Genomic DNA, 15515 nt, shown 5'->3' with positions numbered 1-15515 from the left:
GGTCGGCGGCGGGTCAAGCGCAGGGCGGATGTCCCTGACGACAGGTAACGATGTTCAGTCGGGCGTGGCGAACAGCACCAGGTCGCGGACGGCGACGTGGGCGTCGGGGCGCTCGGGATCGTGGACTTCCACCCGCAGCCGCGGGGCCGGGCCAGGCAGGGCGACGCTCGTCGGCGGCGAGTGCCACACGCCGGGCTGCTCGTCGGGGGGGTCGAGCTCGAGCAGCAGCGCGTCGTCGGCGAGCACGCGCACGCGGCCGGACGGGCTCAGGCGAGTGCCGCGGAGGGTCACGGCGAGGCTGATCGAGCTGGCGCTCGGGACATGTTCGATGGGGAAGGTCAGCGGGTCGCCGGCGCGGACCACCAGCGAGGGGCCGTCGAGCTCGCGGGCGCGGTCCAGGCCGGAGCGCAGGCGCGTGAGGGCCCGGCCGGGGGCGAAGCGGGCCGGGGTGACGCGGTGGCCGAGGTCGTGCGGCGGGCTGTAGGTGCGGGCCCAGGCCGGGGTGGGTTCGTCGGGGCCGCGATCGGGGCCGAGCAGGCGGACCTCGGCGAGACCGCCGTGAGGGCAGGCGAGGTCGTCGCGCGGGCGGGGGCTGCCCCACAGCTCGACGCGGCGCGGGGGCGCAGCGAAGGCGATCGGGCCGAGAGTGTCGCGGGCGCGCGCGGGGCCGGGGCCAGGCGGATCGAGGGCGACGGGCTGACCGTCGACGACGATCCGCCAGGCGGGGGTGTCGCCGCCGGGCTGGGCGACGAGCACGAGCGAGCCGGGGCCGTCGCCGGGCGGGAGGTCGAGGACCAGCGGGTGCTCGAGGTCGAGGCAGGTCTGTCCGTCGGGCAAGTAATAAGAGGACAGGTTCAAAGGGCCAGGTCCGACGGCGCGGCCGGCGTCGATCCGCCAGCTGCGGACGGCGGCGCGCCGGGCCGGGTCGACGCGGACCTCGAGCAGGCCGACGCGCAGGTCGGTGCGGGTGACGCGGTCGGGGAGCCGGTCATCGACGGGGGTGAGGCGGTCGAGGTAGAGCTCGGCGAAGGCGACAGGACGGGCGACGAACGGCGGCGGCAGGAGGTCGTCGACGAGCGCGAGCGGGGCGGCCTGGCCGGGCAGGCGCAGCGGGTGGGTGGCCTCGCCCAGCAGGAGGTAGACGGGCGGCGGATCGTCGCCGCTGGCGGCGGGCCCGGCGACGAGGAGCTCGTGAAGCGCGGCGTAGGCGGCCTCGCGGCTGCGGTAGGGCAGGACGGTGCGGCCGTGGCCGAAGGCGAGCGCGCCGCCCAGCTGGCTGAACACGTGGACGTGGTGCCAGCCCTCGCCGCCGGCGAGCACGACGGCGCGCTCGGGCAGCTCGGCGGCGAGGTCGTCGATCAGCCGCTCGGCGCCGGCGAACTCCTGCAGGCGGGTGGCCGGGTGGCGCAGGTAAGGCAGGGCCTGGGCGACCAGCAGGCCGAGGCCGAGGACGAGGCTGACCTTTCGCGCATGTCGCGAGAGACCGGTCCTTCGGGACATGGCCCGATGGACATGCATGAGCGCGAGTGCGGCCAGCAGGCAGGCGGCCGGCAGCAGCTCGGGCACGAGGTAGCGGCCGTAGTAGTAGAGGCCGACCTGGGGCAGGTTGCGCTGGGCGTAGAGGGCGAGGGCGGTGACGGGGAGGGTGGCGAGCGCGAGCAGCCAGACGATCGGCGTGGTGGCGACGGGGCGCAGGCGGGCGAACACGACCAGGCCGAGGCCGGCGGCGAGCAGGAGCGGGACACCGAGCAGCGGCAGCGCCGGGTCGAGGCGGCTCCACGGCGGGCCGGGGGCGCGCAGGAGCAGCCAGGCGAGAGCGCCGAGGGCGGCGAGCACGGCGAGCACGAGCGGGAGCCGGCGCACGCGGCCGCGGAGGCGATCGAGGGCGGCGTCGAGGGCGAGGTAGATGGCGATCGCCACGGCGCCGAGGACGAGGGCGCCGCCGGCCGAGAGCGCGGCGACGGGGCCGAGCTGGCGCTTGAACTCGTCGTGAAGGTACGGGTACCCGGTGGCGAGGTGGAGCGCGAGGCTGGCGAGCAGCAGACCGAGCAGCAAGGTCGGCGCGGACATGCGGCGAGGGCCAGGTCCGGGGCGCAGCCACAGGACGGCGAGCAGGGCCGGGGCGGACAGCCACAGGTTGCCGCGCACGAAGCCGGCGAGGCCGAGCAGCAGGGCGGCGGTGAGCTCGAGGCCGTGCGCGGGGTCGGAGCGCGGTGCGGCGTCGGGGACGGAGCTGGCGGCGGGATCGGAGCTGCGGGCGGCCGACGTGGGGAGGGAGGTGCGTGAGCCGCTGCTGGCGTCGGCAGCTTCGCGGGGGGGGTCGCGTGATGCGAGGCCGCGGGCGACCGCGAGGGCGGCGGCGAGCAGCAGCAGGCCGGTGAGTGACTCGGTGAGCGGGGTGCGGGCGGTCCACACGGCGATCGGCGACAGCGTGAACAGGCCGGCGGCCAGCCACGAGGCGCCGGCGCGCGGCCACAGGCGCTCGCCGAGGGCCCACAGCGCGAGCGCCGAGAGCACGCCGGCGAGCGGTGCGACCAGTCCCATCGACCATGGCCCAAAGACCAGGCCGAACAGCGCCAGCAGCGACGGGTGGAGGTGCAGGAACTGCGGCACGACCTCGCCGTCGTCGCGGCGGGTGAGGTAAAAGCCGGGGCGATAGGCGCCCTCGTAGCGGCCGACGCGGGCGGGGCTGCGATCGGCGTGGTAGAGGCCGAGGATGTCCCCGGGGCCAGGTCGCAGCTCGGCCTCGGCGCCGGCGCGGGCGAGGACCGGGTCGGTGTGGCCGGTCCGGCCGGTGCGCAGGGTGTGGCGGGCGCGGAGCACGTAGGTGCCCTGATCGCGGCCGCCGAGGTCGGCGGGGATCGGCGGCCAGCGCAGGGCGGCGGCGACGAGCAGCAGCGCGAGCAGGCCGGCGGCGCGCGGCAGGTCGCGGGCGGTGCGGCGCGCGGGCGCTCGCTGTCCCCAAGGCCAGGCGAGGACCGCCAGGGCGAACGCGGTGAACGAGAACGACGGGGCCGAGAAGATGCCGGCGACGGCCAGCAGCGCGGCGAGCAGGCCGAGCCCGCCGAGCGCGACGGCGGCGACGAGGGCGAGCGACTCGGCGCAGGCGAGCGGGCCGCAGCGCACGTGCCAGCGCCGCGCGAACGCGACGAGCACGGCGGCGAAGGCGATCACGGGCGGCACCGCGCGCGAGGATAGCGAAAAAATCCGCGTCCCTGGCGGGACGCGGCGGGAGCGGACATGTTCTTACGGGCATGTCCGGCGAGGGCCCGGCCTATCGCCGAAACCCTCGCGGGTAAGCGGTTCAACTGCCGGAGGCGCGTCGCTTCTGCCCCTGCGGCGGCGGCGGCGGCATCGGCCGGTTGGTGGCGGCGGGCTGGGCGGGCTGGGCGGGCTGGGCGGTGCCGGCGACCTTGTGCATCGGCGTGGTCGAGACCGTCGTGGCCGGCGTCGGCTCCTCGACGACCTCGACGTCGGTGCGCCGCACCTTGTCGCGCACGGTCTCGGTGCGCGTCTCGACCTCGCGGCCGACCACGACCTCCTCGACCACGCGCGCCTCCTTGGCGACCACGGCCTCCTCGGCGTACTCGGTCATCTCCATGGAGGACTCGCGGAAGGCGCCCATGTCCTCGCCGGTGGCCGGGCGGTCGACGGGCCGGCGCTTCACCGTCACGTGCTCCTCGCGCAGGCTGACCTGCTCCTCGACCGGGCGCTCGGTGACCCGCGCGTAGACGCGGACGCGGCCGTGTTCGACGACGCGCTTGCCGACCAGCAGGTCCTCCTCGACGACCTTCATCTCCATCGAGGCGTCCTTGAAGTGCGGCTGCTCCATCTTCTGCGCCGCGCCGGTCGTGCCCTTGGCGCCGATCGTGCCCGACGCCTCGGTCGGCCGCTGACCCTGCGAGGGCGCCGGTTGCTGCGTCCGCATGGTCGCCCCGGTGGCGGCCGGCTGGGCGCGGTAGGTCTGACGCTCGCGCGACACCTGCTCCATCGTGTACGGCTTGGTCGTCGGCTCGTAGCCCTTGTAGCCGGTGGCGTGGAAGTGTTCGCGGCGGCGATCGACGTCGACCGCGCCCGCGCCGCTCATCATCGAGGCGACGTCGGAGGCGCGCTCGTCCGCGGACTGCACGAGCACGAGGGTGCCGCCGCGGCGCACGGCCTCGGCGTAGAAGTGGGCGTCGTGCTCGGGCACGCCGGCCTGGGTCAGCGCGCCGACGAGGCCGCCGAGCGCGGCGCCGGCGGCAGCCCCGACGCCGGCGCCGGTGAGGGCCGCGAGCAGCGGGCCGGCGGCGACGATCGGGCCGACGCCGGGGATGAAGATCGAGCCGATGCCGGCGAGGAAGCCGAGCACACCGCCGACGCCGGTGCCGACGATCGCGCCGGTGCCGGCGCCGGTCTTGGCGCTCTCGGCCATCGCCTCGTGGCGCCCCTCGGACGGATCTTTGTCGAGGTTGATCGGGATGTTCTCGAGGTTGTTGGCGACGACGCTCACGTCCGCGCGATCGATGTTGCGCTTGAGCAGGGCGGTGACGACGGCCTGCGCGTCGGTAAAATCGTCGAACAGACCGATGACGGTTTTCATGGCGGCTTCTCCTGGGGTGGTTCGGTTGTGGGTGACAGAGATCGCCTCGGCGCGGAGCCGCAGCGTCTGCTGCTCGTGGAGGGGCACGCGATGCACGCGGATGTGCAGCTCCTCGCGGAGGACGAGTTGCTTCTGCACGACCACGACCTCCTCGTGGACCGGCAGGATCAAGGTGTCGCCCTCGCGGCGGACCGGCGCCGGGGCCTCGACCGGGCGACCGATCGGGACCCGCCAGCTGACCACGTGCTCCTCGACGCTGGCGAGCTCGACCTGCTGGTCGCGGGCGTCGACGGTCTTGTCGACGCGCACGCGGCCCTGCTCGCGCACGCGAGCGCCGACGCTCAGCCGCTCCTCGAGCCGAGGGATGACGATCTCGCGAGGCGAAGCGGGGCTGTCCTCGGGGACAGATGGCGCGTCGGGAGCGGCCGCACGGGCCTCCGCGGGAGCCTCGCGTGGGCTGTCCTCGGGGACATGTGATGAGGGCAGCGCGGCGCCGTGGCTGTCCTCGGGGACAGGTGATGACGAAGAGGGGCTCGCGCGACTGGCCTCGGGGACAGGTGGCGGCGGCGCCTCGGGTCCGTGCGCGCGGGGGACCACCGCGCCGAGGCTGTCCTCCGCGACGACCGCGCTTAGGCTGTCCTCCGGGACAGGCGAAGACGGCGGGCCGGCGGGGCTCGTCGCTTCGCTGTCCTCGGGGACAGGTCTTTTCGGCGGGGTCGTCATTGTCGATCACTGCGCGGCGAACACGTAGATAAGGACGGTGGCGACCAGCAGCACCACCATCGCGGGGATGACGACGGGGGTCAGCCACGGCACGCGGGCGGGCGGACGCTCGTAGGTGAGGTGCAGGGTCCGTCGCTCGAGCAGCAGGGCGCTGGACGGAGGTGGGGTGCCGAGCTTGCGCATCGTGCTTGCCTCGCTGCCAACCGGGCCGCTGCGGCGCGTGGTCCGCGGCCCGGGTGGGAAATCGCCTTGCTTGTGGGCCCGGTCGCGACGGGGCGCCAGCGAGCGGGTGCGCGAACCTCCGCGGCGACTTCGAACGCGACGGCGCCGCGAGGACCAGGCCCAGCCGCCTCGAGATCCTCTATGCTCCGGTCGTGCTCCCGCGGACGATCACGGCGCTGACGATCGCGGCCGTGGCCGTGACGGCGGCCCTGACGAGCCCGGCGTGGACCGCCGCGCTGCTGGCGAAGGAGGGCCCGGCGGAGCACGCGTCGCACGCGGTACTGGCGGCGGCGGTGGTGGCGTGGGCGCTGGCGGGCCGGCGGGCGGACAGGCGAGCGGTGGCGCTGGCGATGGCGGGGTTCCTGGCGCTGGTGCTGGTCGAGGAGGTCGACTGGGGCAGCGTGTACGGCTGGACGACCATCGGCGAGCGCATGGCCGGGGCGTTCGGCCACCGCAACATGCACAACGCCGCCCGCGGGTCGTCGTACCTGCTGTTCGCGCTGCCGCTGATCGGCTACTTCGCGGCCCCGCGGCGGTGGCTCGGCGGACTCGCACCGAGCCGCGACGAGCGGTGGGCGTTCGTGGCGATCGCGGGGCTGTTCGTGGCCGGCAACATGTCAGCGGCGTGGGAGCGCGCGGCGCAGGAGCTGCTCGAGCTGCTGCTCTACGCGCTGCTGCTGGCGATCGGACTGCGGGTCGGACGAGGATCGGGTCGAACGGGTTTGACTACTGCGGCTGTCCGGAAGGACAGCTGAGCAATGAGTCTGTCCGTAAGGACAGCTGACCGCTAAGCGATTCGCCTGCTTGGACGTGCTCGTCGGAGCCGCCGGGAGGCTCGCCGCGGGAGCGGGCACGCCGCTCGAGGACGTGAAGAGGCGTCCGTTCGGCGGCCAGACCTGGCCGTCGAACGGGCGCCCGACGATCTGCCCCGAGGGACAGCCTGCAGCGAAGCCCGGGCGGCGGGTCGGCCTCTCACGGCGGCAGCCGTGCCGGGGGTCCGAGGAAGGGTCGCCCGCGAATACGAGACAGGGTGAGCGCGAGGTACGAGCGCTCACCAGGCGCTGAACTCGCGGGCGACCCTTCCTCGGGCCCCCAGCGAGGCGCAGTCGGCAATTCGCGAAGCAAGCGCCCCCAGGACCCCGGACGCCGAACCCCCGAGCGAGCCAACGCCGCGCGAGCTCAGCGCGGAGCTGGCCGAAAGGTCAGACCGACGAGATGGCGCCCTCGACCGGCGAAGCCGCGCGTGCGCTCGCGTCGTCATCGATGCCGAGCTCGGCCAGCACCTCGGACTCGCTCGCCACCTCCTCGGTCGGCGCCGGCGCCAGCGCCAGCGCGCGGGCAGCTCGCAGGCGCTCCACCCGGCCCTTGCGCAGCAGATACATCTCCTCGATGAGGCCCAGCGTGATGTAGCAGCCCACCAGCAGGATAAGAACCGCCGGCCGCGAGATCCGCACTGCCACCAGCACCCCGCTGGCCAGCAGCAGGCCGACCACCGCCGTGGTCCGCTTCGTCATCTTCAGGTCCTTCATCGAGCGGAAGCGGACCCGGCTGATCATCAAGTACGACAGCACGATCACCAGGCTCGCCACCAGGATGTGGTTTGTCGTCTGGTTGATGCCGATCGCGTGGAACGCCATCACCGTCGAGATCAGCACCGTCGCCGCCACCGGGATCGGCAGGCCGAGCATGTACTTGCCGGGCTTCTCGTCGATGGCGCGCAGCGACAGCACGTTGAAGCGGGCCAGGCGGAACGCCCCGCCGGCGACGAACAGGAAGGCGATGAAGAGGCCCGCGCGGCCGAAGCCCTCGAGGCCCCAGCGGTAGATGACGAGCCCGGGGGCGACGCCGAAAGTGACGAGGTCGCTCAGGCTGTCGAGGTGGAGGCCGAGCTCCGACTGCGTGCGGGTGAGGCGGGCGATCCGGCCGTCGGCCGCGTCGAAGAACAGGCCGAGCATGATCGCCAGCGAGGCCTTGTAGAGCGCGTCGCTGCCCCCACCCTCGTCGCTCAGCCTTGCGCACACGGAGATCGCGTAGAAACCGCAGAACAGGCCGGTGAGGGTGAACAGGTTCGGCAGCAGGAAATAGGTCTTGCGGAAGTCCATCGCCGGGGGCCTCGGAGGGTAGCAAGAAATCGCGCGCGGGGCGCTGCTTTGTCGGCAGATTGCGGACTTTGGTTGACAGGTCGGCGGGCGCGGTCGATGGTCGGCCGCGCTCATGACGCTGCTCCTGCGGGTCGCCTACGACGGCACCGATTTCCACGGATTTGCCCGCCAGGAGGGCATCCGGACGGTGCAGGGCGCGCTCGAGGCGGCGCTGTCGGAGCTGTATCGCGGGCCGACGCGGACGCGGGCCGCCAGCCGCACCGACGCCGGCGTTCATGCGCTGGGCCAGCTGGTGGGGTTCGAGCCCACGCTCCCGATCCCCGCGCGCGGCGTGGTGTTGGGACTCACGAGCAAGCTGCCGCGCGACGTCGGGGTCCTGGGCGCGTGGGCGTGCGAGCTGCCCGACGGCCGCGCGGTCGACCCGCGGTTCTTCAACGACGGCAAGACCTACCGCTACCGGATCCGCTGCACGCCGCATCGCGTGCCGACCACCGATCGCGGCGAGTGGCACTTGACCCGCCCGCTCGACGTGGCGGCGATGCAGGCGGCGGCGGCGGCGTTCGTCGGCGAGCACGATTTCGCCGGCTTCCGCGCCAGCATGTGTCAGGCGCCGACGACGGTGCGGAAGATGCTGGCGGTCGAGGTGGCGGCGGCGGCGGCGGAGGAGCCGGCGGCGCTCAGCACGGTGGCCGCGCGCGACGTGCCGGCGGTCGTCACGGTCACGGTCCGCGGCGAGGCGTTCTTGCAGAACATGGTGCGCATCATGGTCGGCACGCTGGTCGAGGTCGGGCTCGGGCGTCGGCCGCCGGCGCAGATCGCCGAGCTGCTGGCGCGGCCCGATCGCAGCCGGTCCGGGCGCACCGCGCCGCCGCAGGGGCTGACGCTGGTCGAGGTCCACTGGCCCGAGCCGTGGCCGCCAGACGACTGGCAGACGCGCGCGCGCCCTCCGGACGACCCGCCGCAGCCGCCCGCCGATCTGGTGTAGCGTGCCGCGCATGACGCTCTCCTTCGACAAGCCGGTGCGCGCGGTGGTCACCGGCGCGGGTGGTGGCCTCGGCCGCGCGCTTTGTCTCGAGCTGGCGCGGCGCAACGCCCGGATCGTGGCCGCCGACATCGACCTCGCGGGCGCGCAGGAGACGGCGTCGATGGTCGAGAAGCTCGGCTCCCGGGTCCACGCGCTGGCGTGCGACGTGGCCCAGCGGTCGGCGGTGGCCGAGCTGGCGTCGTCGGCGGCGTCGCTGCTCGGCGGGGTCGATCTGCTGATCAACAACGCCGGCGTGGCCACCAGCGGACCGGTCGACGCCATCCCGCAGGCCGACTGGGAGTGGATCATGGGCGTCAACCTGTGGGGCGTGATCTACGGCTGCGAGCAGTTCGTGCCGCACATGCGGGCGCAGGGCGGCGGCCACGTGATCAACGTCGCCTCGTCGGCGGGCCTGCTGTGCACGCCGATGATGGCGCCCTACAACGTGACGAAGGCCGGCGTGGTGGCGCTGTCGGAGACGATGGCCGCCGAGCTGGCGCCGGCCAACATCGGCGTGACGGTGCTGTGCCCGACGTTCTTCCGCACCCGCATCATCGACGCCGGCCGCCACCACGGCGAGAACGGGGCCTCGCGGGCGGCGTCGAAGCTGATGGACCGGGCCAAGATGCAGGCGCCCGAGGTGGCCCGCTTCGCCCTCGACGCCGCCGCCGCCGGGACCCTCTACGCGCTGCCCCACGCCGACGGGTCGTGGCTGTGGCGGCTCAAGCGGCTGGCGCCGGAGCGGTTCTACCAGAAGCTGGTGCCGCGCTACTTCAGCCGGTTCGCCCGCCGCTAGGGTGTCCCGGAGGACATGCCCCGGCGGGCATGTCCCCGGGGGCATGTCCCCGGGGGCATGTCCGAACGCTCAGCCGAGCGAGAGCACGCCGTGGATACCGATCGCCATGACGATGACGATCGCGGCCAGGACCAGGACGGTGCGCTGCAGCGAGAACACGCGGGTCAGCTCGCGCAGGGCGTCGAGCAGGTGGGTGATGTCGTCGCCGCTGGTGTCGATGACGCGGCTGAAGGCGTCGACGGCCCGCTGCAGCCACAGGCCGATCAGCACGAACACGACGGCCTCGGCGAAGTCGCCGAGCGCGGGGCCGATGGCGGCGCGGCCCTGGGTGACGAGGCCGGCGATCCCGAGGATCAGGACAAAGGCGCCCACCGCCAGCGAGGCCGCGGCGACGAACCGCATGGCGTCGACCAACTGGCGGATGATGATGTTCTCCGGGCCCGAGAACTCGTAGTTGCGGGGGGTGCTGGTGGGGGGCATGGCGCCGCGAAGGGTATCAGCGGCGCACCGAGGGGCGAAATTAGCGGGCGGCCGGCGAGCGAGCCCAGGCGGTGCAGCGAGCCGATCCGGCGCGGGAGAGGCAGGGTCGCGGCGACGGAGGCGGGAGGGCCGGGCGCGGCGCGCCGGACGGGCGCGGCGAGCGGAGCGGTCGAACGGAACGCGTGGGCTCCGGGCACCGAGGCGTGCGGGGCGGCGACCACGAACGCCTGGAACGCTGCTCGCGGGGCGCTGCAGTGCAGGCGGTCGTCCGGCGGGCTGGTGGGTCAGGGGCCGCTGAGGCGGATGGCGAGGCCGCCGTCGGGGAACAGGCCGGCGACGATGTCGGCCCGGCCATCGGCGTTGAGATCGGGCAGCACGACCTCGACGACGTCGGTCGAGAACTCGAGCTGGATCGCGGCGGTGAAGCGACCGTCGCCGACGCCGCGCCACAGGCCGAGGCGGTCGCCGTGGAACAGCACGGCGTCGAGGCTGCCGTCGCCGTCGAGGTGGGCGAGGGCGATCGGGCCGGGGCGCGAGCCGAGGGCGGTACGTGGCCCTTCGGACAGGTCGGGCCCGAGCAGCGGGGCGAGGGCGACCGGGGCGGTGTCGAGGACGAGGACGTCGAGGATGTCGTCGTCGTCGAGGTCGCGCAGGTGGAGGGCGCCGGGGCGCAGGCCGGTGGTCATGGCGACGAACGGCCCGATGGCGCCGGCGGTGATGGTGGCGCGCGCGAGGCCGTCGCTGCGGTCCCACTCGGCGAGGACAAGCTCGACCGGGCCGTCGCGGCGCAGGCGACCGGCGACGAAGCCGCCAGGATCGAGGTCTTCGAGGCCGGGCACGAACAGGGGCTGGACCTCCGGCGGGGCGAAGCCGCCAGCGGCGTCGGCCCGGACGAGGCTGATGGCTGGCTTTTCGGACATGTCCCCGAGGACAAGCAGGTCGCGGCGGCCGTCGCCGTCGACGTCGGTGACGGCGGTGGTGCGGATCTTGAGGCCGACAGGGACCTCGACGGGCGCCGCGAAGCCGCCGGCGCCGTCGGCCCGGTAGACGAACACGCCGCCGTCGCAGCTGGGGAACAGGAGGTCGGCGGCGCCGTCGAGGTCGAGGTCGCCGACCACTGGATAGGCGCTGCAGCCGGCGACGCCGACGTCGCGCGGCTCGCCGAGGCCGCCGTCGCCGTCGCCGCGCCGCAAGTCGGTGGTGATGGTGCCGGCAGCGGCGCCGACGATAAGGAGGTCGTCGAGGCCGTCGCCGTCGAAGTCGGCCGCGCGCAAGGCGAGGGGACTGGCGGCCTCGGACTGGACCTCGAGGACATGTTCCTTAAAACAGATCTCGGCGTCGTGGTACTCGCTGTCGCCGCAGTCGTCGCTGCAGCCGGTCGTTGCGAACGCGGCGCCGAGGGCGAGGACGACGAGCCGTTGTGCCACCCCTGCAGGCTATCAGGCGCGCGCGGGCGGGCAAGCGCGCGGGTCCTGGAGGATGGTGTATGCTGGCGAACATGACCGCCGCGCCGAAGCTCGCCACCTACGCGGAGCTGCTCGCCACGCCCGAGGACGTGAAGGCGGAGATCCTCGGCGGCGAGCTGGTGACCCAGCCGAGCGGGCTGTTCGAGCACAGCTACGCGCAGAGCGGGATCGTGGACGGGCTGCGCGGGCCGTTCGACCGCGGGCGCGGGGGGCCGGGCGGGTGGTGGATCGTGGTCGAGATCGATGTCAGGTTCACGGACCATGACGTGGTCCGCCCCGATGTGGTCGGATGGCGGCGCGAAAGGTTGCCGTCGCCCTGGGGCCAGCGGCCCATCGACGTGGTGCCCGACTGGATCTGCGAGGTGCTGTCGCCCCACGGCGTGCGACGCGACCGCGTGGTCAAGCGAGAGCTGTATGCCAGGCATGGCGTGCCGTTCTACTGGCTGATCGATCCGGTCGCCGGCGTGCTCGAGGCGTTCGCGCTCGAGCGTGGGCGCTGGGTGCTGACGGGGACATACGACCGCAGCGCTGTCGCTCGCGTGCCACCGTTCGAGGCGATCGAGCTGGTGCTCGCCGACCTGTTCATGCCCGAGCCGCCCGAGGCATCCGAGGACTGACGCGCATCCTCATGGCGAGGCGGGTGATGGGAACCGCCAGGCGTGGCCAGACGGTGCGCCGCGAACGTGGTAACGAGAGACGGTGGCGATGACGGGCACCGCGGATCGTGGCGAGGCGGACATCGAGGCGACCTACGACGCGGTCGCGCAGCAATACGCCGCCGAGTTCGCCGACGACCTGGCGGAGAAGATCGTCGACCGGGCGTTGATCACGGCGTTCGCGGAGACGGTCGGGCGCGCGGCGAAGGTCGCGGACCTCGGCTGCGGGCCCGGGTTCGAGGCGCGCTTGCTGACGGAGCTCGGGCTGTCGGTGGTCGGCGTCGATCTTTCGGCGCAGATGATCGCCGAGGCCCAGCGCCGTCACGCAGGCGTGCCCGGCCTCGAGTTCGTGCGCGCGTCGCTGCTGGCGCTGCCGTTCGGCGATGCGTCGCTCGCAGGAGCAGTGGCGATCTATTCGGTGATCCACCTCGAGGCGGCGGCGCGGGCGAAGGCGTACGCGGAGATGGCCCGGGTGGTGCGGCCGGGCGGGGCGCTGCTGCTGTCGGTGCACACGTCGGCCGCGGGATTCCCCGCCGGGTCGATGCGCCGCCTTGAAGAGTGGTGGGGCAAGCGCGTCGGCGTCGACGGGCACTTCATCGCCGCGGACGAGGTGAGCGCCGGGCTCGAGGCGGTGGGCTTCACGATCGCGGCGAAGCTCGAGCGCGGGCCGAGCTCGCCGCGCGAGTTCGCGAGCCAGCGGGCCTACTTCCTGGCGCGGCGAGGCTGATGCGCGACGGGACGATCGGATTCGCAGAAGGAGCGATCGACGCCCGCACGACGCGGGCGCGGTTCCTCGAAATGCACCCGTCGGCGCGCCTGGTGACGGGCAACCCGCCGCATCGGACCTACCAGCTCGGGCCGAGCGCGGTGCAGGGCCGAGTGTTCTACGCGCACGTGGGTTTCGTCGAGGAGGCGCTACGCGTGGTCCGGCTGGCACCGGCAGGCGGGGCGGCGTCGTGGGACGAGGTGACGGACGCGACGCTGACGGCCGACAAGCGCGGCAACGATCTCTGGCTGCACGAGGCGTTCGGGCTGGGTCCGGTGACGAAGCTGGACTGGGGGACGATCGCGTCGCAGATCGATCGCCGCACCGGCGGAGCGTTCATCACGATCGAGTTCGCCTGCGAGTCGCACCCCTGACAGGGGGCTCGCACAGAGTCTCGAGCGATGGGCGAATGTTCTTGAGTACATGTCCGATAGGACAGGCTTTGGGGCGCTCTCCCGCCTGCGGAACTCGTTCGCCAGTGGGATGAAGCGAGCCCGCGGTGCCGGCGGGCGGACGCAGAAAGGGCCCCGGCGCGGTGCGGCGGGGCCCTTCGGCGATACTCAGCGGCTGGCGATCAGGTCGCCGGCTTGGTGGCGCGATTGCTCATCGGCACGTAGGGGCGGAGGTCGGCGCCGGTGTAGATCTGGCGCGGCCGGGCGATCTTCTGCTCGGGGTCCTGCAGCATCTCTTGCCACTGGGCCAGCCAGCCGGAGGCGCGCGGGATGGCGAACAGGACCGGGAACATCTCGACCGGGAAGCCCATGGCCTGGTAGATCATGCCCGAGTAGAAGTCGACGTTCGGGTAGAGCTTGCGCTTGACGAAGTAGTCGTCGCTGAGCGCGATCTTCTCGAGCTCGAGGGCGATCTCGAGGAGCGGGTTCTTGCCCGTGACCTCGAAGACCTCGTGCGCGAGCTTCTTGATGACCTTGGCCCGCGGGTCGTAGTTCTTGTAGACGCGGTGGCCGAAGCCCATCAGGCGGCCGCTGCCGTTCTTCACGCCGGCGATGAACTCCGGCACGGCGCTGACGCTGCCGATCTGCTTGAGCATGTGCAGCACGGCCTCGTTGGCGCCGCCGTGGAGCGGGCCGTAGAGGGCCGCCGAGGCGGCGGCGAGGCTGCAGTACGGGTCGGTCTCGGCCGAACCGACGGCGCGGGCGGCGTTGGCCGAGCAGTTCTGCTCGTGATCGGCGTGGAGGATGAACAGGATGTCGAGCGCCCGCTCGAGCACCGGGTGCGGCTCGAACCGCGGCTCGGCCATCCGGAAGATCATGTTGAGGAAGTTGCCGCAGTACGACAGCTCGTTGTCCGGGTAGACGTACGGCCGGCCGACGCTGTGGCGGAACGCCCAGGCCGACAGCGTCGGCATCTTGGCGATGATGCGGACGATCTGCTCGCGCCGGGTCTTGTCGTCGCGGACCTTCTTCGCCTCGGGGTAGAAGGTGGACAGCGCGCCCAGCATGCTGACCAGCTTGCCCATCGGGTGGGCGTCGAAGCGGAAGCCCTCCATCGACTTGCGCAGGAACTCGTGGACGAAGGTGTGGTGCGTGACCTCGTGGGACCACTTGCGCAGCTGAGCCTCGTTGGGCAGCTCGCCGTGGAGCAGGAGGAACGCGACTTCGAGGTAGGACGACTGCTCGGCCAGGTCCTCGATGGCGTAGCCGCGGTAGCGCAGGATGCCCTTGTCGCCGTCGATCAAGGTGATCGCGGACCGGCACGACGCGGTGTTCATGAAGGCCGGGTCGTAGGTCATCAGGCCGAAGTCGTCGTCGGACGTCTTGATCTTGCGCAGCGCGTCGGCGCGGATCGTTCCGTCCTTGATGTCGACTTCGTAGGTCTTGCCGGTTCGGTTGTCGGTGATCGTCAGAGTGTCGGCCATGGAGAGCCTCCGGGAGACGCCGCCTGCAGGGACGGCTACATGGGAGCCAAGCTGGGAGCGAAGATCCACCAGCGATCGACAGCGCGATCGTCCAGGTCTCGGCCGCCAACCAGGAAGGTAACACCGGTCGCCAGGGTGATGGAATGGCCGCCGTTCACGCGGGTCGCCGTGGTGTCGGTGAGCTCGACGGCGAAGTCCTTGCGATCGACCCGCCACCACTGGGCGGCGCCCTGAGCGTACACGGCCAGATCATCCGCGAAGAGCCGGGGATCTGCGAGCGGGGCGCTGAGGAAGGCCGGCCGCTCCTCGACTTCGGTGGCCTCGATCGCCGGCGGCACGTGCAGCAGGAGCGCGTCGCCGGTGGGCTGTCCGCCGCGCAGACCGCCGAGGCAGAGCAGGCGAACGGTTGCTTTTTCGTCATCTTCGTCGGCGTCGAGGCGGATGCACTGGATGTTCGTCCAGTCGCCGACAGGCCCGAATGCGTGGCCACCCTCGGGGAAATAGACGACCGATGCGTCGGCCCCGGCGCCGCCGACCAGCAGCACGATCTCGTCGTCGCCGCGCCGCATGCCGAGGAGACGGGCCCCGCTGCGCGGGCCGTCGAGCGCGGCCACCGGCGCGAGGGTGATGACGCCTTTGTCATCAGGCTCGAGCGAGAGCGCGACGAGGTCGGTGTGATCGCCGCCGCCGGCGAGGTAGAGACGATCGCGGGCGGCGCCGACGACGGTGGCGGCGCCAGGCCGGGGGCCGATGTCGTCGCCGGTGACGGTGGCGACCGCCCACACGTCGTCGCCGGGATCGTACATGGCAGCGCCGACCTCG

At 72.9% G+C, this 15515-nt stretch carries 13 protein-coding genes; 6 read left to right on the top strand and 7 right to left on the bottom strand.

Annotated elements, in window-relative coordinates:
• Nucleotides 1-54: 54 nt before the first annotated feature.
• The 3 genes from POL25_RS01620 to POL25_RS01610 all read right to left on the bottom strand — a co-directional run bounded on the left by POL25_RS01620 (nucleotide 55) and on the right by POL25_RS01610 (nucleotide 5488).
• Nucleotides 55-3183 (bottom strand): glycosyltransferase family protein, encoded by a 3129-nt coding sequence (locus POL25_RS01620; protein WP_272083993.1) that lies wholly within the window; start codon nucleotides 3181-3183, stop codon nucleotides 55-57.
• A 121-nt stretch (nucleotides 3184-3304) separates the two neighbouring features.
• Complete coding sequence (locus POL25_RS01615; RefSeq protein WP_272083992.1) at nucleotides 3305-5305, bottom strand: YsnF/AvaK domain-containing protein; 2001 nt, start codon at nucleotides 5303-5305, stop codon at nucleotides 3305-3307.
• 6 nt (nucleotides 5306-5311) lie between these two features.
• A complete protein-coding gene (locus POL25_RS01610) occupies nucleotides 5312-5488 on the bottom strand; it encodes a hypothetical protein (protein WP_272083991.1) in 177 nt (58 codons plus the stop codon).
• Nucleotides 5489-5679: 191 nt separating this feature from the next.
• Between POL25_RS01610 and POL25_RS01605 the strand changes: the two genes are divergently transcribed.
• Nucleotides 5680-6282 carry a hypothetical protein gene (locus POL25_RS01605; RefSeq protein ID WP_272083990.1) on the top strand — a complete coding sequence of 201 codons (603 nt, stop codon included), beginning with the start codon at nucleotides 5680-5682 and terminating at the stop codon, nucleotides 6280-6282.
• Nucleotides 6283-6729: 447 nt separating this feature from the next.
• On the opposite strand, the gene pssA is transcribed toward POL25_RS01605, so the two are convergent.
• The gene (gene pssA, locus POL25_RS01600; protein WP_272083989.1) at nucleotides 6730-7629 is read right to left on the bottom strand and encodes a CDP-diacylglycerol--serine O-phosphatidyltransferase; all 900 of its coding nucleotides are present in this window, start codon (nucleotides 7627-7629) and stop codon (nucleotides 6730-6732) included.
• A 112-nt stretch (nucleotides 7630-7741) separates the two neighbouring features.
• Between pssA and truA the strand changes: the two genes are divergently transcribed.
• Together truA and POL25_RS01590 are read left to right on the top strand one after the other, a co-directional pair.
• Nucleotides 7742-8614, top strand: coding sequence for a tRNA pseudouridine(38-40) synthase TruA (truA, locus tag POL25_RS01595; RefSeq protein WP_272083988.1), 873 nt, complete (start codon nucleotides 7742-7744; stop codon nucleotides 8612-8614).
• A 10-nt stretch (nucleotides 8615-8624) separates the two neighbouring features.
• Nucleotides 8625-9449 carry an SDR family NAD(P)-dependent oxidoreductase gene (locus POL25_RS01590; RefSeq protein ID WP_272083987.1) on the top strand — a complete coding sequence of 275 codons (825 nt, stop codon included), beginning with the start codon at nucleotides 8625-8627 and terminating at the stop codon, nucleotides 9447-9449.
• A gap of 69 nt (nucleotides 9450-9518) precedes the next feature.
• Here POL25_RS01590 and POL25_RS01585 read toward each other — a convergent pair whose 3' ends face one another.
• Both POL25_RS01585 and POL25_RS01580 read right to left on the bottom strand, forming a co-directional pair.
• Nucleotides 9519-9929: a hypothetical protein gene (locus tag POL25_RS01585; RefSeq protein WP_272083986.1), complete on the bottom strand. Its 411-nt coding sequence runs from the start codon at nucleotides 9927-9929 to the stop codon at nucleotides 9519-9521.
• 284 nt (nucleotides 9930-10213) lie between these two features.
• Nucleotides 10214-11356, bottom strand: a complete 1143-nt coding sequence (locus tag POL25_RS01580) for an FG-GAP repeat domain-containing protein (protein ID WP_272083985.1) — start codon at nucleotides 11354-11356, stop codon at nucleotides 10214-10216.
• A gap of 71 nt (nucleotides 11357-11427) precedes the next feature.
• Here POL25_RS01580 and POL25_RS01575 point away from each other — a divergent pair, with 71 nt between their 5' ends.
• From POL25_RS01575 to POL25_RS01565, 3 genes are all read left to right on the top strand, one after another.
• Nucleotides 11428-12012 (top strand): Uma2 family endonuclease, encoded by a 585-nt coding sequence (locus POL25_RS01575; RefSeq protein WP_272083984.1) that lies wholly within the window; start codon nucleotides 11428-11430, stop codon nucleotides 12010-12012.
• An 88-nt stretch (nucleotides 12013-12100) separates the two neighbouring features.
• Complete coding sequence (locus POL25_RS01570; protein ID WP_272083983.1) at nucleotides 12101-12778, top strand: class I SAM-dependent methyltransferase; 678 nt, start codon at nucleotides 12101-12103, stop codon at nucleotides 12776-12778.
• Nucleotides 12778-13191, top strand: coding sequence for a hypothetical protein (locus tag POL25_RS01565; protein ID WP_272083982.1), 414 nt, complete (start codon nucleotides 12778-12780; stop codon nucleotides 13189-13191). The genes POL25_RS01570 and POL25_RS01565 overlap by 1 nt, the downstream gene beginning before the upstream one ends.
• A gap of 200 nt (nucleotides 13192-13391) precedes the next feature.
• Here the strand turns inward: POL25_RS01565 and POL25_RS01560 are convergent, their stop codons facing one another.
• A complete protein-coding gene (locus tag POL25_RS01560; RefSeq protein WP_272083981.1) occupies nucleotides 13392-14693 on the bottom strand; it encodes a citrate synthase in 1302 nt (433 codons plus the stop codon).
• Between the last annotated feature and the right edge of the window lie 822 nt (nucleotides 14694-15515).

Origin of the sequence: Nannocystis bainbridge (genome assembly GCF_028368995.1) — a bacterium.
In the GTDB taxonomy this organism is placed as follows: Bacteria; Myxococcota_A; Polyangia; order Nannocystales; family Nannocystaceae; genus Nannocystis; species Nannocystis bainbridge.
Note: the sequence above shows the minus strand (reverse complement) of the source record. Positions and strands in the feature narration are given on the sequence as shown.

What these genes read in the sequence shown, in the direction of transcription:
- pssA (WP_272083989.1), bottom strand. Translation starts at nt 7,629, where the DNA reads ATGGACTTCCGCAAGACCTATTTCCTGCTGCCGAACCTGTTCACCCTC.
- POL25_RS01585 (WP_272083986.1), bottom strand. Translation starts at nt 9,929, where the DNA reads ATGCCCCCCACCAGCACCCCCCGCAACTACGAGTTCTCGGGCCCGGAG.
- POL25_RS01610 (WP_272083991.1), bottom strand. Translation starts at nt 5,488, where the DNA reads ATGCGCAAGCTCGGCACCCCACCTCCGTCCAGCGCCCTGCTGCTCGAG.
- POL25_RS01575 (WP_272083984.1), top strand. Translation starts at nt 11,428, where the DNA reads ATGACCGCCGCGCCGAAGCTCGCCACCTACGCGGAGCTGCTCGCCACG.
- truA (WP_272083988.1), top strand. Translation starts at nt 7,742, where the DNA reads ATGACGCTGCTCCTGCGGGTCGCCTACGACGGCACCGATTTCCACGGA.
- POL25_RS01615 (WP_272083992.1), bottom strand. Translation starts at nt 5,305, where the DNA reads ATGACGACCCCGCCGAAAAGACCTGTCCCCGAGGACAGCGAAGCGACG.
- POL25_RS01570 (WP_272083983.1), top strand. Translation starts at nt 12,101, where the DNA reads ATGACGGGCACCGCGGATCGTGGCGAGGCGGACATCGAGGCGACCTAC.
- POL25_RS01590 (WP_272083987.1), top strand. Translation starts at nt 8,625, where the DNA reads ATGACGCTCTCCTTCGACAAGCCGGTGCGCGCGGTGGTCACCGGCGCG.
- POL25_RS01560 (WP_272083981.1), bottom strand. Translation starts at nt 14,693, where the DNA reads ATGGCCGACACTCTGACGATCACCGACAACCGAACCGGCAAGACCTAC.
- POL25_RS01565 (WP_272083982.1), top strand. Translation starts at nt 12,778, where the DNA reads ATGCGCGACGGGACGATCGGATTCGCAGAAGGAGCGATCGACGCCCGC.